Annotated in this window: 19 protein-coding genes; 14 read left to right on the top strand and 5 right to left on the bottom strand. The window is 73.0% G+C overall.

What is annotated here, in order from left to right; translation table 11 throughout:
• Window positions 1–72 precede the first annotated feature (72 nt).
• Complete coding sequence (gene secA, locus ABEB17_RS02820) at window positions 73–2,811, top strand: preprotein translocase subunit SecA (RefSeq protein WP_425551679.1); 2,739 nt, start codon at window positions 73–75, stop codon at window positions 2,809–2,811.
• A gap of 20 nt (window positions 2,812–2,831) precedes the next feature.
• Here the strand turns inward: secA and ABEB17_RS02815 are convergent, their stop codons facing one another.
• Window positions 2,832–3,401 (bottom strand): Rv3235 family protein, encoded by a 570-nt coding sequence (locus tag ABEB17_RS02815; protein ID WP_345715044.1) that lies wholly within the window; start codon window positions 3,399–3,401, stop codon window positions 2,832–2,834.
• Window positions 3,398–4,126: a LysM peptidoglycan-binding domain-containing protein gene (locus ABEB17_RS02810; RefSeq protein WP_345715043.1), complete on the bottom strand. Its 729-nt coding sequence runs from the start codon at window positions 4,124–4,126 to the stop codon at window positions 3,398–3,400. The genes ABEB17_RS02815 and ABEB17_RS02810 overlap by 4 nt, the downstream gene beginning before the upstream one ends.
• Window positions 4,127–4,247: 121 nt before the next feature.
• Between ABEB17_RS02810 and ABEB17_RS02805 the strand changes: the two genes are divergently transcribed.
• Window positions 4,248–4,814, top strand: a complete 567-nt coding sequence (locus tag ABEB17_RS02805; RefSeq protein ID WP_345715042.1) for a hypothetical protein — start codon at window positions 4,248–4,250, stop codon at window positions 4,812–4,814.
• Here the strand turns inward: ABEB17_RS02805 and ABEB17_RS02800 are convergent.
• Entirely contained in the window at window positions 4,774–5,076 is a 303-nt protein-coding gene (locus ABEB17_RS02800; protein ID WP_345715041.1) for a helix-turn-helix domain-containing protein, read from the bottom strand. The two genes, ABEB17_RS02805 and ABEB17_RS02800, sit on opposite strands and share 41 nt — an antisense overlap.
• A gap of 127 nt (window positions 5,077–5,203) precedes the next feature.
• Here ABEB17_RS02800 and ABEB17_RS02795 point away from each other — a divergent pair, with 127 nt between their 5' ends.
• The 5 genes from ABEB17_RS02795 (at window position 5,204) to ABEB17_RS02775 (ending at window position 9,282) form a co-directional block, all read left to right on the top strand.
• Complete coding sequence (locus ABEB17_RS02795; protein WP_345715040.1) at window positions 5,204–5,920, top strand: CpaB family protein; 717 nt, start codon at window positions 5,204–5,206, stop codon at window positions 5,918–5,920.
• Window positions 5,917–7,194: a CpaE/TadZ family protein gene (locus ABEB17_RS02790; protein ID WP_345715039.1), complete on the top strand. Its 1,278-nt coding sequence runs from the start codon at window positions 5,917–5,919 to the stop codon at window positions 7,192–7,194. The genes ABEB17_RS02795 and ABEB17_RS02790 overlap by 4 nt, the downstream gene beginning before the upstream one ends.
• Window positions 7,195–7,235: 41 nt before the next feature.
• A complete protein-coding gene (locus ABEB17_RS02785; RefSeq protein ID WP_345715038.1) occupies window positions 7,236–7,712 on the top strand; it encodes a GNAT family N-acetyltransferase in 477 nt (158 codons plus the stop codon).
• 9 nt (window positions 7,713–7,721) lie between these two features.
• Entirely contained in the window at window positions 7,722–8,426 is a 705-nt protein-coding gene (locus ABEB17_RS02780; RefSeq protein WP_345715037.1) for an HAD family hydrolase, read from the top strand.
• A gap of 103 nt (window positions 8,427–8,529) precedes the next feature.
• Window positions 8,530–9,282 (top strand): class I SAM-dependent methyltransferase, encoded by a 753-nt coding sequence (locus ABEB17_RS02775; RefSeq protein WP_345715781.1) that lies wholly within the window; start codon window positions 8,530–8,532, stop codon window positions 9,280–9,282.
• Here ABEB17_RS02775 and ABEB17_RS02770 read toward each other — a convergent pair whose 3' ends face one another.
• Together ABEB17_RS02770 and ABEB17_RS02765 are read right to left on the bottom strand one after the other, a co-directional pair.
• Entirely contained in the window at window positions 9,283–10,617 is a 1,335-nt protein-coding gene (locus ABEB17_RS02770; RefSeq protein ID WP_345715036.1) for a hypothetical protein, read from the bottom strand.
• Window positions 10,614–11,078 (bottom strand): cupredoxin domain-containing protein, encoded by a 465-nt coding sequence (locus ABEB17_RS02765; RefSeq protein ID WP_345715035.1) that lies wholly within the window; start codon window positions 11,076–11,078, stop codon window positions 10,614–10,616. Before ABEB17_RS02765 ends, ABEB17_RS02770 begins: the two co-directional genes overlap by 4 nt.
• Before the next feature lie 38 nt (window positions 11,079–11,116).
• On the opposite strand from ABEB17_RS02765, the gene ABEB17_RS02760 reads away from it, so the two are divergent.
• The 7 genes from ABEB17_RS02760 (at window position 11,117) to ABEB17_RS02730 (ending at window position 20,840) form a co-directional block, all read left to right on the top strand.
• Entirely contained in the window at window positions 11,117–12,535 is a 1,419-nt protein-coding gene (locus ABEB17_RS02760; RefSeq protein WP_345715034.1) for a WS/DGAT/MGAT family O-acyltransferase, read from the top strand.
• A complete protein-coding gene (locus tag ABEB17_RS02755; protein ID WP_345715032.1) occupies window positions 12,532–13,596 on the top strand; it encodes a patatin-like phospholipase family protein in 1,065 nt (354 codons plus the stop codon). Before ABEB17_RS02760 ends, ABEB17_RS02755 begins: the two co-directional genes overlap by 4 nt.
• Window positions 13,596–14,093: a DUF6912 family protein gene (locus ABEB17_RS02750; RefSeq protein ID WP_345715031.1), complete on the top strand. Its 498-nt coding sequence runs from the start codon at window positions 13,596–13,598 to the stop codon at window positions 14,091–14,093. The genes ABEB17_RS02755 and ABEB17_RS02750 overlap by 1 nt, the downstream gene beginning before the upstream one ends.
• A gap of 18 nt (window positions 14,094–14,111) precedes the next feature.
• On the top strand, window positions 14,112–17,165 hold the full coding sequence (locus tag ABEB17_RS02745) for a hypothetical protein (RefSeq protein ID WP_345715030.1): 3,054 nt from the start codon (window positions 14,112–14,114) through the stop codon (window positions 17,163–17,165).
• A gap of 55 nt (window positions 17,166–17,220) precedes the next feature.
• The gene (pruA, locus tag ABEB17_RS02740) at window positions 17,221–18,849 is read left to right on the top strand and encodes an L-glutamate gamma-semialdehyde dehydrogenase (RefSeq protein WP_345715029.1); all 1,629 of its coding nucleotides are present in this window, start codon (window positions 17,221–17,223) and stop codon (window positions 18,847–18,849) included.
• 18 nt (window positions 18,850–18,867) lie between these two features.
• Window positions 18,868–20,235 carry an FAD-binding oxidoreductase gene (locus ABEB17_RS02735; RefSeq protein WP_345715028.1) on the top strand — a complete coding sequence of 456 codons (1,368 nt, stop codon included), beginning with the start codon at window positions 18,868–18,870 and terminating at the stop codon, window positions 20,233–20,235.
• A 98-nt stretch (window positions 20,236–20,333) separates the two neighbouring features.
• Window positions 20,334–20,840, top strand: a complete 507-nt coding sequence (locus ABEB17_RS02730) for a MaoC family dehydratase (protein WP_345715027.1) — start codon at window positions 20,334–20,336, stop codon at window positions 20,838–20,840.
• The last annotated feature ends 14 nt before the right edge of the window (window positions 20,841–20,854 follow it).

The raw sequence follows: 20,854 nt of genomic DNA, 5'->3' as shown, positions 1-20,854 counted from the left end.
GATGGACGCGGCCCGCGTGCGGCGGGTCCGTGAACCCTCGGGAGACATGGCGTGCCGAAGATCGTCGAGAAGATGCTGCGCGCGGGCGAGAAGCGGCAGGTCAAGAAGCTGCACGCCCTGGCGATGCAGGTCAACGCGCTCGAGGACGACTTCGTCCAGCTCAGCGACGCCGAGCTGCGCGAGGAGACCGACCGGTTCAAGGCGCGCATCGCGGACGGCGAGACGCTGGACGCGCTGCTGCCCGAGGCCTTCGCGGCCGTCCGGGAGGCGTCCAAGCGCACCCTCGGCCAGCGCCACTTCGACGTCCAGCTCATGGGGGGCGCCGCGCTGCACCTGGGCAACATCGCCGAGATGCGCACCGGTGAGGGCAAGACCCTGGTCGCCACCGCACCGGCCTACCTGAACGCGCTGTCCGGCAAGGGCGTGCACGTGGTGACGGTCAACGACTACCTGGCCGAGTACCAGTCCGACCTGATGGGGCGCGTGCACCGCTTCCTCGGCCTGACCGCCGGCTGCATCCTGTCGCCGATGAACCCGGCCCAGCGCCGCGAGATGTACAAGTGCGACATCACCTACGGCACGAACAACGAGCTCGGCTTCGACTACCTGCGCGACAACATGGCCTGGAGCGCGGAGGAGCTCGTCCAGCGCGGCCACAACTTCGCGATCGTCGACGAGGTCGACTCGATCCTGGTCGACGAGGCCCGCACCCCGCTGATCATCAGCGGGCCGGCCGACCAGCCGACGAAGTGGTACGTCGAGTTCGCCCGCGTCGTCCAGCGCCTGCAGCGCGACCGCGACTACGAGGTCGACGAGAAGAAGCGCACCATCGGCATCCAGGAGTCCGGGATCGACCGCGTCGAGGACTACCTCGGCATCGAGAACCTCTACGAGAGCGCCCACACCCCGCTGGTCGGCTACCTGAACAACGCCGTCCGGGCCAAGGAGCTCTTCAAGAAGGACAAGGACTACGTCGTCATCAACGGCGAGGTGCTGATCGTCGACGAGCACACCGGCCGCATCCTGGCCGGCCGCCGCTACAACGAGGGCATGCACCAGGCGATCGAGGCCAAGGAGGGTGTGGAGATCCAGCACGAGAACCAGACCCTGGCCACGGTCACCCTGCAGAACTACTTCCGGATGTACGACAAGCTCGGCGGCATGACCGGTACGGCGATGACCGAGGCCGCCGAGTTCAACCAGATCTACAAGCTGGGCGTCATCGAGATCCCGACCAACCGGCCGATGGTGCGCCAGGACCAGCCGGACCTCGTCTACCGCACCGAGGCCGCGAAGTTCAGCTCGGTCGTCGACGACATCGCGCAGCGCAGCGAGGACGGCCAGCCCGTGCTGGTCGGCACCACCAGCGTCGAGAAGAGCGAGACGCTGTCCCAGCAGCTGCGCAAGCGCGGCATCGCGCACGAGGTGCTGAACGCGAAGCACCACGAGCGCGAGGCCGCCATCGTGGCCCAGGCGGGGCGCAAGGGTGCCGTCACCGTCGCCACCAACATGGCCGGCCGCGGCACCGACATCATGCTCGGCGGCAACGCCGAGTTCATGGCCGTCGCCGCCCTCAAGCAGCAGGGCCTGGACCCGGTCGAGACCCCCGAGGACTACGAGTCCGCCTGGCCGGCCGCCCTGGAGAACGCCCAGAAGGCCGTCGCGCGCGAGCACGACGAGGTCACCGAGCTGGGGGGCCTGTACGTGCTGGGCACCGAGCGGCACGAGTCGCGCCGCATCGACAACCAGCTGCGCGGTCGCTCCGGCCGGCAGGGTGACCCGGGCGAGAGCCGCTTCTACCTGTCTCTCGAGGACGACCTGATGCGGCTGTTCAACGCCGGCCTCGTGGACCGCGTCATGGCGACCTCGGGCATCGGCGACGAGACCCCGATCGAGTCCAAGATGGTCTCCCGCTCCATCGCCTCGGCGCAGAGCCAGGTGGAGGGCCAGAACTTCGAGATCCGCAAGAACGTCCTGAAGTACGACGACGTGCTGAACCGCCAGCGCGAGGTCATCTACGCCGAGCGGCGCCGGGTGCTCGAGGGTGAGGACCTGCACGAGCAGGTCCGGCCGTTCATCGAGGACGTCGTGACCGGCTACGTGCACGAGGCCACCGCGGACGGGTTCGCCGAGGACTGGGACCTCGAGAAGCTGTGGGCGGCGCTGCGCACGCTGTACCCGGTCGGGATCACCATCGACGAGCTGCTCGAGGAGGCCGGCGGCCGCCAGGGGCTCACGGCGGACATGCTGATGGCCGAGCTGAAGTCGGACGCGCAGGTGGCCTACGACCAGCGCGAGGCATCGCTCGGGGCTGAGGTCACCCGTGAGCTCGAGCGGCGCGTCGTGCTCAGCGTGCTGGACCGCAAGTGGCGCGAGCACCTGTACGAGATGGACTACCTGCAGGAGGGCATCGGCCTGCGGGCCATGGCCCAGCGCGACCCGCTGGTCGAGTACCAGCGCGAGGGCTTCCTGCTCTTCAACGCCATGAACGAGGCGATCAAGGAGGAGTCCGTCGGGTACCTGTTCAACCTCGAGGTGCAGATCGAGGCCGAGGACGCCGCGACCGACGAGGCCGCGGCCGAGGAGCACCCGCAGATCGTCGCCAAGGGCCTGGAGGCCCCGCAGCGCCCGGCGCACCTGCACTACTCCGCACCGTCGGTGGACGGCGAGGGTGGCGTCGAGGTGCGTGACACGGACGCCGCGGACGAGCCGGGTGCCGACGTCGAGTACCCCGGCACGCCGAAGAACGCGCTGTGCCCGTGCGGGTCCGGCAAGAAGTACAAGCGCTGCCACGGCGCCGGCCTGGCCTGAGGGCCAGCCGGTCCTGACCCTCAGCAGGTCTCGAAGGCGGTGACCCGCCAGCGCCCGTCGTGGCCCTCCAACCGGAGGGCCATGGCGTGCGTGCGTTCCTGGCCCGTCACCACGGCGGCCAGCTCGGCGACGCCGTCGGCGGGTTCGCAGACGTGCAGGCTGCCCACCCGGCTGCGTCGGCGTTGGCGGGCCGCGCTGCTCGCGGGTGGGACGGTCATCGCCCGCACGAGCTCGTAGACGGCGGGGGTCGTCCAGCGCAACAGCTGCGTGCCCTTGCGCTGCCCGGACATGACCTCGAGGAGCACCTGGACCAGGCCGCGACCCCAGACGGCCGGGTCGGGCAGGTCCCGGCGCGGGGTCGGGACCGGGCCGAAGTCGTCGTCCTCGTCCAGCGGCGTCGCCAGGACGAGCCTGAGCACGCCCTGCACCGAGACCTGGCCGCCGGCCCGGCTGGGTCGTCGTCCGGCTGCTGCTGCGTCGCCCGGCCGGCCGACCCACTCGACGGGCGGCGCGGTGTCCGGCACCGGAAGGGGTCGCAGCGGCGTCGCCGTGGCCGTCATCGCGCTTGCCGTCATCGCGGTGGCCGTCATCGCCCGCCTGCCGTGGTCGACGGGACGACGAGTCTGGTGCCGGGGACCAGCAGGTCTGGGTCGTCCCCGATCGTGGCCCGGTTGACGGCCCACCAGCGGTGCCACTGCTCGCTGACCTGGGCGTCGCCGGCGTGGTCGCCGAGCTGGCGGGCGGCCAGCGTCCACAGGCAGTCCCCGCGTCGGACGACGACGGTGCCGTCCGGCTGGGCGGCGGCCCGTCCGGAGCTGACGAGGTGCACGTCGGCGGAGGCCGTCGTCGGGGTCCGCGGGGTCGGTGCGACCCACCCGGGGTTGACCACGGGACGTGGGTCAGCCACGTCTGAGGCTGACGCACCCCCGCCCTCCCAGCCGACGCTCACCGACGTGGTGAGCGGCCCGGTGCCGACGGCGGTGCTGGCTGAGGCGGCCGCTGCCCCGCTCAGGCCGATCCCCATGCCCAGGACGGCGATGACGACCGGCCGGAGCAGGCGCGGACTCAGCGCGGTGGCGAGGCCACGCACGCGGGTAGATCGCGGTGCCGCCGCGGCCGCGACGACGGCCACCGTGAATCCGGTCAGCCGGCACAGCAGCAGGGCCAGCACACCGGTCGCGACGACCAGCAGCAGGTCGGCCGGCTGCTGGACGTCGACTCGGAGCTGCCAGGCCGTCCGGGTCGTTGCGCCGGTGGCGACGGCACTGGTGGACGAGCCGAGCAGGCCGGTGCCGAGCACGAGTCCGCGACGCATGGGTAGCCCCTGATACCTTTGTTTGCTTGCGTTTGATGCAGTTAAGACTTGTATGCCGTCGATCGACACGTCAAGAGGATGGGTGAATTTGTGGACAAAGCCGGACTGATAGGTTCCCGCCGTGCGCTGGGACCGGCTGTTCGATGACCTGCAGGCACAGCTGGCCGCCGCCGATGCGGCGGAGGTCGCCGGTGAGCTGACCGAACGGACCAGGCTCGAGCTGTCGCGGCTGACGCTGGCGGACCGGCTGCTCGCGTGGGTGGGTCAGCCCCTCGCGGTGCACCCACGGGTGGGGCCGACCCTGTCGGGCGAGCTGCGCGACGTCGGCCCCGACTGGCTGCTCGTGGGCGGCGTGGCCGTCACCCTCGTCCCGGCCCGCGCCGTGACGAGCCTGAGCGGGCTCGGGGTGGGCGCGGTCCCAGCCGGCCACGGACTCGCCGCGCGCCGCTACGGGCTCTCAGCCGTGCTGCGTGCGGTGGCCCGGGACCGCAGCCCCGTGCGGGTGCTGCTCACGGACGGGGCTGTGCTCACCGGCACCGTCGACGCCGTGGGCGCCGACCACCTGGATCTCGCGGAGCACGCGCCCGACCTGGCCCGGCGGCGTCAGGCCGTGCGGGCCGTCCGCGTCGTGCCGTTCGCGGCACTGGTCACGGTGCAGCCGGCGCCCGGGACGACGTCCCTGGGCTGAGCTCGTCGGCATCCACGGCGTCGTCGCGGTCGGTCTCGTCGCCATCCGTGCTGCCGAACGGGTGGCTGTCCACGAACTCGCGCGTCTGCGCGTACAGGCGCTGGATGTACGTCTCGAGCTCGCTCGTCTCGACGCGCCACTGGCCGCGCCCGCCCACCTTGATCGCGGGCAGGTCGCCGGAGCGCACGAGGGCGTACGCCTGGGCGGCCGAGATGTTCAGCTGCTCGGCGACGTCCGGCAGGGTCAGGAAGCGCGGTGGCACGGCGCGAGTATCGCACCACCGAGGGGTTCGACCGCGGACCCGTTGTGGACAACGACCACCTGCGATGTCCGTTTTGCGCAAGAGTGTCCTCCGCACGTACGACGCTGACGTTCGGACCGGGGGGACCATGACCACCACTGCCGCTGCGCCCACGACCGCCGCGACCACGGTCGCGGGGGCGACCGAGACGCCGCTGCCCGGTCGGCCCGCCCGCCGTCTGCAGCCGCCGTCGTGGCGCGACCCGCGGATGGTCGTCGGGCTCCTGCTCGTGGTCGGCTCGGTGGTCGCCGGCGGCCTGGTCGTCCGCACGGCGGACGACACCGTGCCGGTCTACGCGGCGCGGCACACGCTGGTGCCCGGGCAGCGCCTGGCTGCGGAGGACGTGACGGTGGTCCGCGCGCGGCTGGATCCCGGCCTGGACCGCTACCTGGCCGCCGAGGGACCGCCGGAGGAGGGCCGCGTCGTGCTGCGCACCGTCGGCGCCGGTGAGCTGGTGGCCCGCAGTGCGGTCGGCGAGCGGGCCGAGGTCGACCTGCGCCCGGTCGCCGTCCCGCTCGACCCGTCGGCGGTGCGCCGGCTCGGGCCGGGCGTGCTGGTCGACGTGTGGGTGTCACTGCGCCGCGACGGTGCGAGCGACGGGTTCGCCGAGCCGCGCCGGATCGCCTCCTCGGTGGAGGTGGCGGCGACCACCAGCGAGCACGGCGCCCTCGGCTCGTCCACGTCGTCGGCTGCCCACCTGCTGCTCGGCCCGGACCTGGTCCCCGAGGTCATCGCGGCCGTCGACAACGAGGCCCGGATCACCCTGGTGCCCGTGCCGGCCACCGTGCTGGACGACGGCTCGTGAACCCCACGGTGCGGGTGGCGACGGCCATCACCGGGGACGACGAGCCCGCCCTGGTCTCGGGGCTGGCCACCGTGCCGGGCATCGACGTCGTGCGCCGGTGTGCCGACGTCACCGAGCTGCTCGCCTGCGCCGCCTCCGGGGTGGTGGAGTCCGTGGTCGTCTCGGCGGCGCTGCGCGGACTGGACGCCGAGGCACTGGACCGGTTGCGGCTCGACGGGGTCGGTTTCGTGGTGCTGACTGGTCGCGACGAGCCGGAGGCCGCGGCCCGGCTGGCCCGGCTCGGGGTCGAGCACGTGCTCGTCTCCGGCGGTCCGCCGAGCGTCGTCGGCCAGGCCCTGCTCGCCGCCCACCGATCCCCGGGACCCGCCCTGGGCCACGGCCAGCCGCGGGCCGCGCTGGCGCGGCCGGTGCCGCTGACCGACCCGGAGCCGCTCGACCCGGGCGTCGGCCGGGTCGTCGCGGTGTGGGGGCCGACGGGTGCGCCCGGTCGCACGACCGTGGCCATCGGACTGGCCGCGGAGCTCGCCGGCGGCGGCGCCAGCACCCTGCTGGTGGACGGCGACACCTACGGTCCGAGTGTCGCGCAGAGCCTCGGCCTGCTCGACGAGTCGTCGGGCCTGGCTGCCGCCGCGCGGGCCGCCGACCGCGGGTCGCTCGACCTGGCGACGCTGGCCGGGCACGCACCCTGGGTGGGTGAGCGGCTGCGGGTGCTCACCGGCGTGACCCGCCCGGACCGGTGGCCGGAGCTGCGGGCGGGCTCGGTGCGCGCCGTCCTCGAGCTGGCCCGCTCGCTGGCCACCTGGACGGTCGTGGATGTCGGGTTCTGCCTGGAGCAGGACGAGGAGCTCGCGTTCGACACCGCGGCTCCGCGCCGCAACGGTGCGACGCTGAGCGCACTCTCGGTCGCGGACGTCGTCCTCGCCGTGGGCAGCGCCGACCCGGTCGGGCTGCAGCGATTGGTCCGCGGGCTCGGCGACCTCGCCGAGCTGCGCGACGAGCCGCCCGTCGTGGTCGTCAACCGCCTGCGGGCCGGCCCCGTCGGCACCAACCCGGGACGGCGGGTCCGGGACGCGCTGCGCCGCTACGCCGACGTCAGCCATCCCGTCCTCGTCGTGCACGACCAGGCCTCGCTGGACGCGGCGATGCTGAACGGTCGGACGTTGGCCGAGCACGGCCGCGGCAGCCCCATCCGGCAGGCCCTGCAGGACCTGGTGCTCCGGCTCGCGGCCGGCGAGCCGGACCGCCCGCGCGAGGACCAGCAGCTGACGGTCTGAGTGATGGAACGGGTGCCACCGGGCCCCTCTACGATTTCGGTGTGAGCGCTCCAGGCATCGACGTCAGCCAGGTCAGCGCGCCGACGGGGCAGCTGGTGCGTCTGTTCGACGAGTACCGACAGCACTACGGCGAGCGGCCGGATCCCGCCGGGTCCGGGACGTGGCTGCGGCAGCAGCTGGACTCTGGCGCCCTGATCGGGTTCCTCGCGAAGCTGGGGACCGAGACCGCCGGCCTCGCCCTGGTCGCGCCGACCCCAGCATCCCAGCGACTTGGCCACTTCTGGCAGCTGCGAGACCTCTTCGTCGCACCTGAGCACCGTCGGCTCGGGGTGGGCAAGGCCCTGGTCAACAGCGTGTGCAGTGCCGCCCAGGCGCACGGCGCGAACCGGGTGTCGCTGGTGACGGAGGCAGACAACAGGACCGCCCGGGACCTCTACGCCGACGCGGGCTTCGAGGCAGTGGCCGGCTACACCTCGATGTCGTGGTCGTCCAGCTCTCGTCCCGAGGGAGCCGCCTAGGATGGCGCCGTGGCCGCCCCGACCGACTCGACACAGCCAGCGCGAGCCCAGGGGTCGGCGTCCGAGCGACCGATCGGTCTCGTGGTCGACTGGGGTGGCGTGCTGACTGCGGGGATCGCCGACGCCTTCACGGACTGGGCCGCCGCCGAGGGCATCGACTACGGGCACTACCTGGCCGCGCTGCGCACCTGGATCGGGCCGGACGCGGTCGACCCGGCAGTCAACCCCGTGCACGCCCTCGAGCGCGGCGAGCTCGAGGTGCCCGAGTTCGAGCAGCGCCTCGCGGCGGCGCTCTCGGAGCACGGCTCGACGGTGCGGGCGGAGGGCCTGCTCGGCCGGATGTTCGCCGGGCTCGAGCTGGTCGAGGAGTCCATGATCGGCCTGGTGCGCCGGGCCAAGGCACAGGGGCTGCGCACCGCCCTGCTGTCGAACTCCTGGGGCAACGACTACCCGCGCGAGGGCTGGGACACGATCTTCGACGCCGTCGTCATCTCCGGCGAGGTCGGCATGCGCAAGCCCGAGCACCGGATCTACCAGCACACCCTCGCGCTGATCGACCTCGACCCGGCCCAGGCCGTGATGGTCGACGACCTGTCCCCGAACATCCGCGCCGCCGTCGAGGTCGGCATGGTCGGGGTGCTGCACGAGTCCTACGACCAGACCCGGCTCGAGCTCGAGGCCGTCTTCGAGCTCGACCTGGGCCCGGACGCCTGACGCGCGACCGAGGCAAGCGGCGGCCGTCGGAAATCCGATGGAGGTAGCGGGACCGGGGATGGTTGGCTGCCGATGCAGGGCTCAGTTCTCGGAGGTGGTCACGCTGGCCGGTTACGGGTCGCTCCCCGACGTGTACGAGTGGCTGATCCCGGACGCCAAGATGACGCCGGCCGGGGCAGCCGCGGCCTTCAGTGACCTCTTGACGTCGCTGCCACCCGGCGCGCGCGTCCTCGACTGCGCCTGTGGAACCGGCCAGCTCGCGGTGGGCCTCGCCGGGCTCGGCCTGGACGTGGTCGCGGCCGACGCCAGCGGTGGGATGGTCCGCCGGACCCAGGAGCTGGCTGACGACGAGGGTGCTCCGCTGCAGGCCCTGCACGCCGCCTGGGAGGAGCTGCCGGACCACCTCGACGACTCCACGTTCGACCTGGTCTTCTGCGTCGGCAACTCGCTGGGGCATGCGGAGGGCGCGGCCGGCCGGTCAGCCGCCCTGGCCGCGATGGCACGGCTCCTGAATCCCGGCGGGCGCCTCGTGCTCACGTCACGCACGTGGGAGCTCGAGCGATCCCGCGGCTCCCGGTTGGACGTCTGGGACCGCGTCGTCCGCCGACGTGGGCGCGATGCGGTCGTCGCCTACTCCTGGCAGATCGCGCAGCGGTGGGAGCAAGAGCACCACCTGGAGATCGCCGTCGCACAGCTCGAGCCCGACGGGTCGGTCCGGGCGTGCTCGGAGCGGTTGTCCATCTGGCCGTTCCGGTACGAGGAGCTCGTGGCGCAGCTGGCGGACGTCGGGCTCACGGTCGGGACGACCACCTTCGACCCCGAGGCCGACGGGTACCTGGTGGTCGCGGGCCGCTAGTCAGGCGGCGAACAGCAGGAACAGCCCGCCGCAGGTGTACGTCACCATCAGCGCCAACAGCGGCAGCTGACCGACCAGGGCGTGCCGGCGCGGGAACAGCCGCACCGCCCGGTCGTGCGCCAGCACCACCCCCACGACATGGCCGAGCACGATCGCACACACCTGCACCGTCGCCACCAGGTGCGGGGTCAGCAGGGCCGCGTTCGGGGCCCGGTCGCTGAGCCCCAGCCAGTTCCCGCCGTCACCCAGCGGGTCGCTGAGCAGGATGAAGGCGTTCTGGCCCTCCAGGACCAGCAGGGACCAGTAGTGCGCGACCACGTAGCCCAGCGCGACCGGCACCAGCGAGTGCGCGAACTGCCGGGGCATCGCGGACGGCGCCGCGCCGCCGATCCGCCCGGCCAGCGCCGTCGCCACGGTGAACAGCAGGCCCACCAGCGCGACCACGAGCACCAGGCCACCGGTCTTCGTCAGCACCTGCGGCACCGGCGAGCTCTGCACGAACGTGAACCACCGCGGCGCGTTCGACGCCCCGTCGTAGGCCGTCGTCCCGAGCATCACCGCGACGGTCGCGACCAGCCCCGGCGCGGGACGCAGCGCGTCCAGCCCGGCCAGCGGCGAGCGCACCACGAGCACCCCGTCGTCCCGCCGTCCGAACACGCTCAACCGCCCGAACAGCGCCGACCACACCTCGAAGGCGTCCCCGCGGTCGAACCAGTGCGAGCCGAACACGAACCCGGCCAGGAGCTGCACGGCCGCGTAGAGGGTGATGGCCAGCCGCAGCACCGGCAGGGTCGCGTTGTCCGGCGCCACCAGCTCCAGCCAGGTGAACGCCAGCAGACCGACCGCGGCCGGCCAGTACCCGATGCCCGCGGGCAGCGGCAGCGCTCCCTCGCCCGGGTCCAGCCGGGCCAGCCGCAGCACCCCGGAGTGCAGGTGCCGCAACGGGTTCAGCCGCCGCCACACCGGACCGAACAGCACCGACAGCGGTACCAGCCCGACCCAGAGCAGCACGAACACCACGAACGGCACCGGGTTGTCCGCGTCGTCCTTGCCGAACAGCAACGGCACCAGCACGTACAGCGTCACCACCGCGCCTACGGCCGCCAGCAGCGTCCGGGTCAGCCGCGAGTCCAGCACCAGCGCCAGCCAGCGTGGCAGCGGGCGTCCAGCCCGCGCGCCGTCGATCCGCGGCTCCCGCCACAGCACTGCCAGCAGCACGAACGAGACGACCAGGGCGGCCGCCGCGCCCGCTACCGCGAGCTCGAACGGCAGCGGGAGGTCCTGGCGGCTGCCGACCCCGTGCGCGAGCAGCGCACCCGGCGCGGAGGACCTCACCCCACCTGCACCTGGAGCAGCCGCAGCTCGGGGTGGTGGGTCTCGACCTCGTACAGCCCCGGCTCGTCGGTGACCAGGTCGACCGCCGTCGGCACCCCCGCCTTCAGCTCCTTCTCGACGTCGAAGCCGTGCGCGTGCAGCTCGTCGTCGTGGTCCGCGGTCACCACCAGCCGCAGCGTCTCGCCCGGCGCGATCTTCACCCGGGCCGGCGCCGGCGTGACGTCCTTGCCGTTGACCGTGATCTCGATCGTCTTCACCGAGGCGGTCGGCGAGGGGGTCGGCGAGGGGCTCGCCGACCCGCTCGGGGACGCACTCTCGGAGGTCGGGACCGTGGCCGTGGCGGACGACGTGGGCGCGCTCGCGTCATCGCCGGAGCTGCACGCGGACAGCGCCACGACGACGAGCAGGGCGCTCGCGGGCGCAACGGTGCAGCGGGCGGCACGCCGCCAGGTCCTAGGCATACCAGCAGTGTAGGTGTCGCTAGTGGCACGATGAGTGGGTGCCGGACCGGCTGAGCGCCCTCGACGCGTCGTTCCTCTACCTGGAGGAACCGACGACGGCGATGCACGTCGGCTCGGTGGCGATCTTCACGCCACCGGACGACGGCTTCGACTACGACCGGCTGCTGCGCCTGGTCGCGGCGCGGATCGCCTACGTGCCGCGCTACCGCCAGCGGATCCGGACCGTCCCCGGCCGCCTCGCCAACCCGGTCTGGGTGGACGACGAGGCCTTCGACCTGACGTACCACGTGCGCCGGTCAGGGCTGCCGCGGCCGGGCTCGGACGAGCAGCTCAGCGAGCTCGTGGCCCGGGTGCAGTCGCGTCCGCTCGACCGGGCGCGACCGCTGTGGGAGGTCTACCTCGTCGAGGGCCTGGACAAGGGCCGCTTCGCGCTGCTCACCAAGACCCACCAGGCGCTGGTCGACGGGATCAGTGCCGTCGACATCTCCCAGGTCATCCTGGACGCGAGCGCGGCCACCCCCGAGCCCGCGGCCGACACCTGGCAGCCGTCCAAGGAGCCGACCGACGCCGAGCTCGTGGTCTCGGCGGTCGCCGACGCCGTGCGCAGTCCTGGCGCGGCGATCGAGGCGTTCGAGGGCGGTGCGCACGACCTGCGGGCCAGCGCCGGGCGGGTGCTCGGCCAGGTCGGGCACCTGCTGTCCGCCGCGGCGCGCACCGCCGCCCGCCCGGCCCCGACCAGCCCGCTCAACGTGGACATCGGCGAGCAGCGTCGCTGGGCCATGGTCGCGACGTCCCTGGAGGACCACCGCAAGGTGCGCACCCGGCACAGCCGGCGCGGGCGGGGTGAGATCACCGTCAACGACGTCGTCCTGGCCACCGTCGCCGGCGCCCTGCGCGCGTGGCTGCTGACCCGGGGCGAGCCCGTCGTCCCGGCGACCGTGGTGCGCGCGCTCGTCCCGGTCAGCGTCCGGGCCGACGAGGAGGAGATGACCCCGCGCACGGGCAGCCGGGTCAAGGCGTTCGTGGTCGACCTGCCGGTGGGGGAGCCGAACCCGGCGGTCCGCCTGCACCAGATCTCGTACTCGATGCGGGCCCAGGCGGAGGTCGGTGACGCGGTCAGCGCGGACACCCTGGTCGGCATCGCCGGCTTCGCCCCGCCCACCTTGCACTCCCTCGGCGCCCGGGTGGCCAGCGCGGCGTCCCGGCGGGTCTTCAACCTCATGGTCACCAACGTCCCCGGACCGCAGCACCCGCTGTACGCGGCCGGCGCGCGGATGCTGGCCAGCTACCCCGTGATGCCGCTGGCCAAGCGCCAGGCCGTCAGCATCGGCCTGACCTCCTACGACGGCGGCGTCTACTACGGCGTCAACGGCGACCGGGACGCGATGCCGGACGTGGACGTGCTGGCCCAGTGCCTGGTGGACGCGCTCGCCGAGCTGCGGGACACCGCTCGATGAGGCGCGGGCTGGTCCTGGGCGGTGGTGGGGTCCTGGGCGCCGCCTGGATGGTGGGGGCGCTGAGCGCGCTGGAGCAGCACCTGGACGTGGACCTGCGCGAGTGCGAGGCCATCGTGGGGACGTCGGCGGGGTCGGTCATCGGATCGCTGCTGGCCGCCGGGGTGAGTGTGGCGGAGCTGCGCACCCACCAGGTCGGGGAGGAGCTGACCACGGGACCGCTCCTTGGGTTCAGCTGGGACTACGAGACCGCGACGGGGGGCGGGCGGCCACCGCGGCCGAAGGCCGGGCTGGGGTCCGCGGGACTGATCGCCCGCAACGTGGGCCACCTGCGGCGGCTCCCGCCGACCGCGGTCCTGTCGGCGCTGCTGCCCGAGGGCCGCGGCTCGCTGGACAGCGTGGGTGCGATGCTGCGGCACGTCGTACCGTCCGGCTGGGTGCCGCGGTCTGGCCTGCAGGTGGTGACCATGGACTACGAGACCGGACGCCGGGTCGCCTTCGGTCGGGACGGTGCCCCCGAGGCCGATCTGGCCGACGCGGTCATGGCGTCCTGCGCGATCCCCGGCTGGTACAGCCCGGTGCGGATCGGTGAGGACCGGTACGTGGACGGCGGGGCCTGCTCCTCGACGAGCGTCGACCTGCTGGCCGGGACCGGGCTCGACGAGGTGTGGGTCATCGCGCCGTCCGTGAGCTTCCTGATGGACTCGCCGGAGGCGCTGGCCACCCGGCTGGAACGGCAGTGGCGGGTGCGGGTCACCCGGCGGTGCCTGCGCGAGGTGGCCAAGGTGCACGCCGGCGGCGCGGAGGTCACCGTGATCGGCCCGGGCCCGGAGGACCTCGAGGCCATCGGCGGCAACCTGATGGACGTCGGCCGGCGCCGCGCCGTCCTGGAGACGTCGCTGCGGACGTCCGCCGAGGCGTTGAACGACCCGGAGTCGTTGGAGGCGCTGCCCGAGCGGCTCAGCGCGGCCCAGCAGTCGGCCGGCGACACCGCCGACCTGGACGGCGAGTCGACGTCCGAGCACGCGCCCGCCCAGGTGACCCGGCGGGCGGTCGGCGACTGATGCGGATCTACGTCCCGACCACGCTGGTGGGGCTGCAGGCGTTGCGCGGCAACGGTTTCCCGGCACCCGTCGCCGCGCACGCGGTGACCGGCGAGCTGCGCGAGTGGTACGCCGACGGCGACGCCGACGAGCTCGAGTACGCCGCGAACGACGAGGCCGCGCGGGCCAGCCTGGCGCTGCTCCGGGCCGACCCGGCGGCGGTGCGCAAGCGCGTGGTGGTCGCGGCCGACGTCCCGGACGCGGCGGTCCGCCCGCACGACGGCGGTCGGTCGGCGGTGTCCGTCTCGGTGGACGTCCTGGTGTCCGCCGTCGCCAGCCTGCACGTGGACGACGCGGAGGCCGAAGCCGACGTGCGGCAGGCGGTCGAGGCGTTGGACGCGGCCGATGCCGGAGACGACGACGCGCAGTTCACCGTCGACCAGGCGGCGGGGTACGAGCTGCTCTGGTACGACGTCAGCGAGCTGGACGACGTCCTCGAGCTCGGTCATCGACGTTGACCCGAAAGACGTAGCGCGGTGCCGGCACCTCGGGCCTGGCCGTCGCTCGTGGCGGCACTCGTCGTGCTGCTCCTTGGTGCTGTCGTCGCCGCTGGGCTCGGGCAGGCGCTCGGCCTCAGCTTCACCCCGTCCTCCACGCCGGCGCCGGTGTCGCTGACCCGCGACGTGACGCCGCCGGTCCCGGCACCGCGGATCACCCGGATCGTGATCCCGGCGGGGGAGCGGGTCGTCCTGGCCGCCACTGCGGTCTCGGACGCCCTCACCGCGCGGGGTCTGCCCGCCCCCACCGTCAGCACCAACGATCCGGCGGGCGCCGACCTCGTCGTCCAGCTGGGAGCGGCCGTCGGTGCCGGGTCGGAGTCGTTCCGGGTCAGCGAGGACCAGGGCCGGTACGTCCTCGAGGCGGCCGACCCGGCCGGTGCCGCCGCGGGCCTGTACGCCGTGGCCGACCGGATCCGGTCGAGCGCAGCCGTCGTCACCGCCGCCACGAACGGGGTGGTGCAGGGTCCCCGGCTCGGGATGCGCCTGGTCGACTCGGGCTCGGTGGGTCGCGAGGCCGACCCGGCCGCCTTCGCCGCGGGCACGGACTACTCCTTGAACACCGACGTCGTCGCCGGGGCGGTACTCCCGCGGGCGCCCTGGGTGGACGCGGCGGCCGTCGCGCGGATCGATGGGCAGTTCCGCCAGCTGGTCCAGCACGCGCTGCGCCAGGGCTACAACGGCGTGGTCGTCCCCGGGTTCCTCGAGTACGTCACGTTCAGCGGCGTGGGCGACGGCCACGACGTCTACCCGGCCGGTGACTCGCACGTCGAGCGCGCCCGGGCCATGGTCGCCGCCTTCGGGCCCGTGTTCCAGTACGCGCACGACATGGGCATGCGGGTGTACCTGATGACCGACATGCTCGCGGTCTCGCCGCCGCTCGAGGCGTACCTGGACCGCACGGTCGGTGGTTTGGACGTGGAGGACCCGGCGCTGTGGTCGGTCTACCAGGCCGGCCTGTCGGAGCTCTTCGAGCAGATGCCGTTCGTGGCCGGGCTGATGGTGCGGATCGGCGAGGGCGGCGCGGTGTACCAGGCGGGCTGGGACTACTCGTCCCGGCTCGCGGTGACCAGCGCGGCCTCGGTCCGGGCGATGCTGGAGGCGCTGCTGCAGACCGCCGGGACGTACGACCGCGACCTGATCTTCCGCAGCTGGACCGTCGGCGTCGGTGCGGTGGGCGACCTGCACACCAACCCCCGCTCGTACGAGGCGGTCCTGGGTGGGATCGACGACCCGCACCTCGTGGTCTCCACCAAGTACACGATGGGGGACTTCTACAGCCACCTGCCGCTCAACCCCACGCTGGACCTCGGCGCCCAACGCCGCATCGTCGAGTTCCAGGCGCGGCGCGAGTTCGAGGGGTTCGGCGCCCTCCCCAACGACCTGGTGGCCGAGGACCAGCAGGCGTTGCAGCACTTCCTGGACGCCAACCCGCACGTGGAAGGCGTCTGGAACTGGACCCAGGACGGCGGCCCGCTGCGCGCCGGGCCGATGACGTTGTACCTGCGCACCGGCTTCTGGCAGCTCTACGACCTCAACTCGTACGGCGTCGCCCGGCTGGCCTGGAACCCCGCAGCGGACCCGGCCCAGATCACCGCGGACTGGGTCCGGCAGGTGCTGTCGGCCGACCCGGCGACGGCGGCGGCCGTCAGCGCGGCGCTGGCCCGCTCGCGCGAGGCGATCACGCGGGGGTTGTACATCGGCCCGTACGCCGACAAGAGCGTCAAGGCCCTCGGGCTGGCACCGCCGCCGATGATGTGGATCTTCGAGTGGGACATCGTGACCGGCGACTCGGCCGCGCTGGACAGCATCTACGCGGTCAGCCGCGACGACCTCGAGTCGGCCATCGCCGACGGCGAGCGGGCCGCGGACACCGCTGCCGCGATGCGCGACCAGGTGGCCGGTACCGACCCCGCCACGTGGCACTCCCCGGAGCTGTACCGGTCGATGGTCGACTCCCTCGACTACGAGACCGACCTGCTCCGCACGCTGGCCGCATACCGGACGACGGTGCTGCGCCACGCGCAGTGGCTGGACACCGGGAGCGCGACCGCCTACCGCCAGTGGCGGGCCGCGGAGCGGCGCTACCGGGCGGCCCGGGCCCAGCACGTCGCCCGCTACCAGGGCGACGTCGACCTGCCGGCGTACAACTTCACGGCCGCCGACCTGGGCAGCGAGCGGGCCGACCGGGACCTGGCCATGGCCTGGACCGCCCGGGGTCTGCTCGTCCTGCTGCTGCTGGCGCTGGGTCTGGGATCGCCCGTCGGGCAGCGGGTGCTCCGGCGCGGTCAGGCGCCGGGCGCCGTCGCGTTGCGGGCCCTGTTCGTCACCGTGACCCGTCCGTGGCGACTGGCCGCTCTGCCGTCGCCGCCGGGCCGGGTCGACCGGGTGCTGGTGTGGGCGCTGCCGGCTGCGGCCCTGGTGCTGAGCCGGACGGCCTTCACCTGGTTCGCCGCCCCGGCCCACCTGGTGGTGACCCTGGGCGCCTGGTCGCTGTTCGCGGCGCTCCTGCGCTGGGCGGTGCGCGGGCGCGACCCGTTCCACCTGTGGGCGGCCCTGGGCGGCGTCGCGGTGCTGCGCACGGTGCTGCTGCTGGCGGCCCTGGCGGTCCGGGGGCCGGGGCGCTACTGGTTCGGCTTCTGGACCGACCCGGTCTCCCGGTTCGCCTACGTCACGGTCGCGTTCGCCGCGTTCTGCTGGGTGTTCGTGGTCGCCGCGACGGTGCTGCGACACCGGTACGGACTGCTGCGCGGCGGTGCGGGCGGCACCGTCGCCGCCGCCGCCGGGCTCACCCTCGCGGTGGTGGCCGGAGCCGTCGCCGCGATCGGTCTCGAGCGGGCGCTGACCGTGTGGAACGACCAGATGGCGTTGCTGCCGTGGGGACTGTCGCGCATCCTGGGCATCACCGTGTACCTGGGTATCCCCACCTCGCTGCCGGCCGTCGCAGCGGTCGCCGGCCTGCTCGTGGCGGCGGTGGGAGTGGCCGTCCGGATCCTCGGCCGACGTCGTGGAGCTGGCCCGCTGAGCGCGTGACATGCTGGGCGGCGAGGCCATCCCTCAACGACGAGACAGCCGAGGAGCACCCATCATGGACGCGCGCACGACCGTGCCCACCCCCGTCAACGAGCCGGTGCTGGACTACGCGCCGGGCAGCGCAGAGCGCGCCGAGGTCGAGGCGAAGCTGGCCCAGCTGGGCGGTGAGTCGATCGACCTGACGATGACGATCGGCGGCGAGCAGCGGATGGGCGGTGGGCGTCGGACCCGCGTCGTCCAGCCGCACGCGCACCGCAAGACCCTCGGCGTCTTCAAGCACGCGACGCAGGTCGACGCCCGGGCCGCCGTGGAGGCGGCCAAGAAGGCGGCCCCGGCCTGGCGCGACCTGCCGTACGACGAGCGCGCCGCGGTCTTCCTCAAGGCCGCCGAGCTGCTGTCCGGCCCGTGGCGCCAGACGCTGAACGCGGCGACCATGCTCGGCCAGTCCAAGACCGTGGTGCAGGCCGAGATCGACGCCGCCTGCGAGCTCATCGACTTCTGGCGGTTCAACGTGGCGTTCGGTCGCCAGCTGCTCGAGGAGCAGCCGATGGCCAACAGCAAGGGCATCTGGAACCGGCTGGACCACCGCCCGCTCGAGGGCTTCGTCTACGCGATCACGCCGTTCAACTTCACCGCGATCGGCGCCAACCTGCCGACCGCGCCGGCCCTGATGGGCAACACGGTCGTCTGGAAGGCCTCGCCGACCCAGCAGCTCGCCGCGCACTACACGATGCGGTTGCTCGAGGCGGCCGGCCTGCCGCCGGGAGTGATCAACCTGGTGACCGGCGACGGCATCGCGGTCTCCGAGGTCGTGCTGAAGGACCCGGACCTCGCGGGCATCCACTTCACCGGCTCGACGCCGACGTTCCAGCACCTGTGGCAGCAGGTCGGCGCCAACATCGCCGGCTACCGCAGCTACCCGCGGATCGTGGGGGAGACCGGCGGCAAGGACTTCATCCTGGCCCACCCCAGCGCGGACGTGGACGTGCTGCGGATCGCCATGGTCCGCGGAGCGTTCGAGTTCCAGGGCCAGAAGTGCTCCGCCGCCTCGCGCGCCTACGTGCCGCGCAGCCTGTGGCGCACGCTGAAGAAGGACCTCGTCGAGCTCACCGAGTCGCTCACCATGGGTCCGGTCACCGACCTGTCGAACTTCATGGGCGCGGTGATCGACGACCGGGCGTTCGCGAAGCACAAGGCAGCGATCGACCGGGCGCACGCGACGTCCGGCATCACCGTCCTGGCCGGTGGCACCTACGACGACAGCGAGGGCTACTTCGTCCGCCCGACGGTGCTCGAGGCGAGCGACCCGACCGACCAGATCTTCACCACCGAGTACTTCGGCCCGATCCTGTCGGTGCACGTGTACGCGGACGCTCAGTACGACAAGGTGCTGGACCAGATGGAGTCGGTGTCGCCGTACGCGCTCACCGGGTCGATCATCGCCCAGGACCGGCACGCGATCGCCTCGGCCCGGTCCCGGTTGCGGTACGCCGCCGGCAACTTCTACGTCAACGACAAGCCGACCGGCGCGGTCGTCGGCCAGCAGCCGTTCGGCGGGGCGCGGGCGTCCGGCACCAACGACAAGGCCGGCGCGATGCAGAACCTGATGCGCTGGACGTCGACGCGCTCGATCAAGGAGACCTTCGACCCGCCGACGGACCACCGCTACCCGCACATGGCCTGACCGGCCTAGGTTGGACTGATGGCCGACGACGTCCTGGACCAGCTCGCGGCGGTGCTGCCGCCGGGCGCGCTCGTGGTGGACCGGGACGTCGTCGACGCGTACCGGCGCGACCGCGCCGACACCGTGCGGCCCGGCTGGCCGCTGGCGCTGGTCCGCGCGACGTGCACGGACGACGTCCAGCAGGTGCTGCGGCTGGCCAGCGAGCACCGGATCCCGGTGGTTCCGCGCGGGGCGGGCAGTGGGCTGTCCGGTGGGGCGACGGCCACCGAGGGCTGCCTGCTGCTCAGCCTGGATGCGTTGCGGGACATCGAGATCGACGGCCCCGCGATGCTCGCCGTGGTCGGCGCCGGCGTCCTGAACGGCGACCTGAAGCGCGCCGCCCGCGAGCACGGGCTCTGGTACCCGCCGGACCCGTCGTCCTTCGAGTTCTGCTCGATCGGCGGCAACCTCGCCACCAACGCCGGTGGCCTGTGCTGCGTGAAGTACGGCGTCACCACCGACTACGTGCTCGGCTGCGACGTGGTGCTGGCCGACGGCACCCTGCTGCGCCTCGGCGGGCGCACCATCAAGGACGTCGCCGGCTACGACCTCAAGCGGTTGTTCGTGGGGTCGGAGGGCACGCTCGGGGTGATCACCCGGGCCACGGTGCGGCTGCGTCCGGCCCCCGCGCCGTTCAGCACGATGGTCGCCACGTTCGCCGACGTCGAGTCGGCCGGACGCGCGGTCAGCGCGATCGTCGCGGCCTGGCGGCCCGCCGGTCTGGAGCTGATGGACCGCACCACCGTGCGCGCCGTCGAGGCCTTCAAGCCGCGCGGTTTGGACGTCGACGCCGGTGCGACCCTGCTCGCGCAGTGCGACGCCGGGGCCGCCAGCGTCGACGAGATGGCGGCGATCGAGGCGATCTGCCAGGGCGAGGGCGCGACGTACGTCGCCGTCACCGACGACCCCGACGAGGGCGAGATGTTCATGCAGGCGCGGCGCGAGGCCTTCCCGGCCTTCTTCGACCGCGGCACGACCCTGATCGAGGACGTCGGGGTGCCGATCCCGCGGATCGCCGAGCTGGTCGGCGGGGTCGAGCGGATCGCCGAGCAGCACCGGACGACGATCGCCACCGTCGGGCACGCCGGTGACGGCAACCTGCACCCGCTGATCACCTTCGACCCGAAGGACGCCGACGCCGTCGTCCGGGCCGAGGCGGCGTTCGCGGCCGTCGTCGAGCTGGCCCTCTCGCTGGGCGGCACGTTGACCGGCGAGCACGGCGTCGGCACGGTCAAGGCGCCGTTCCTCGCCGCCCAGCTCGGCCCGGAGGTCCTCGAGGTGACCCGCCGCATCAAGGACGCCCTGGACCCGCTCGGCATCCTCAACCCCGGCAAGATGTTCGGCTGACCTCGCCAGGCGTGACGAAGCGCACGGCCCCACGGCGTTCCGGTGGGGTGGCCCGTCGGGCAGCATGGTCGGCGATCACCCGCGCGAAGGAGCCCCGCATGCAGTTCGGTCGCAGCTACGAGGAGTTCGAGGTCGGTGCCGTCTACAAGCACTGGCCGGGCAAGACCGTCACCGAGTACGACGACCACCTGTTCTGCCTGCTCACCATGAACCACCACCCGCTGCACCTGGACGCGAACTACGCCGAGGAGACCACCGACTTCGGCCGGAACGTCGTGGTGGGCAACTACGTGTACTCGATCCTGCTCGGCATGTCCGTGCCGGACGTCAGCGGCAAGGCCATCGCCAACCTCGAGATCGAGTCGCTGCGGCACGTCGCGCCGACCTTCCACGGCGACACCATCTACGGCGAGACCACCGTGCTCGACAAGCGCGAGAGCCAGAGCAAGGACGACCGCGGCGTGGTGCACGTCGAGACCAAGGGCTACAAGCAGGACGGCACGCTGGTGTGCATCTTCCGCCGCAAGGTGATGGTTCCCAAGCAGAGCTACCTGGACGCCCGCGGCGGCGAGCAGCCGGGCCGGCCGGTGCTGCGCGAGAAGTAGTCGCAGGTTCTCGC

The organism is Angustibacter luteus, assembly GCF_039541115.1.
Taxonomy (GTDB): Bacteria; Actinomycetota; Actinomycetes; order Actinomycetales; family Angustibacteraceae; genus Angustibacter; species Angustibacter luteus.
This window is presented reverse-complemented; position numbering and strand designations above follow the sequence as displayed.

What these genes read in the sequence shown, in the direction of transcription:
- secA (WP_425551679.1), top strand. Translation starts at nt 73, where the DNA reads ATGCTGCGCGCGGGCGAGAAGCGGCAGGTCAAGAAGCTGCACGCCCTG.
- ABEB17_RS02815 (WP_345715044.1), bottom strand. Translation starts at nt 3,401, where the DNA reads ATGACGGCCACCGCGATGACGGCAAGCGCGATGACGGCCACGGCGACG.
- ABEB17_RS02810 (WP_345715043.1), bottom strand. Translation starts at nt 4,126, where the DNA reads ATGCGTCGCGGACTCGTGCTCGGCACCGGCCTGCTCGGCTCGTCCACC.
- ABEB17_RS02795 (WP_345715040.1), top strand. Translation starts at nt 5,204, where the DNA reads ATGACCACCACTGCCGCTGCGCCCACGACCGCCGCGACCACGGTCGCG.
- ABEB17_RS02765 (WP_345715035.1), bottom strand. Translation starts at nt 11,078, where the DNA reads ATGCCTAGGACCTGGCGGCGTGCCGCCCGCTGCACCGTTGCGCCCGCG.
- ABEB17_RS02755 (WP_345715032.1), top strand. Translation starts at nt 12,532, where the DNA reads ATGAGGCGCGGGCTGGTCCTGGGCGGTGGTGGGGTCCTGGGCGCCGCC.
- ABEB17_RS02750 (WP_345715031.1), top strand. Translation starts at nt 13,596, where the DNA reads ATGCGGATCTACGTCCCGACCACGCTGGTGGGGCTGCAGGCGTTGCGC.
- pruA (WP_345715029.1), top strand. Translation starts at nt 17,221, where the DNA reads ATGGACGCGCGCACGACCGTGCCCACCCCCGTCAACGAGCCGGTGCTG.
- ABEB17_RS02735 (WP_345715028.1), top strand. Translation starts at nt 18,868, where the DNA reads ATGGCCGACGACGTCCTGGACCAGCTCGCGGCGGTGCTGCCGCCGGGC.
- ABEB17_RS02730 (WP_345715027.1), top strand. Translation starts at nt 20,334, where the DNA reads ATGCAGTTCGGTCGCAGCTACGAGGAGTTCGAGGTCGGTGCCGTCTAC.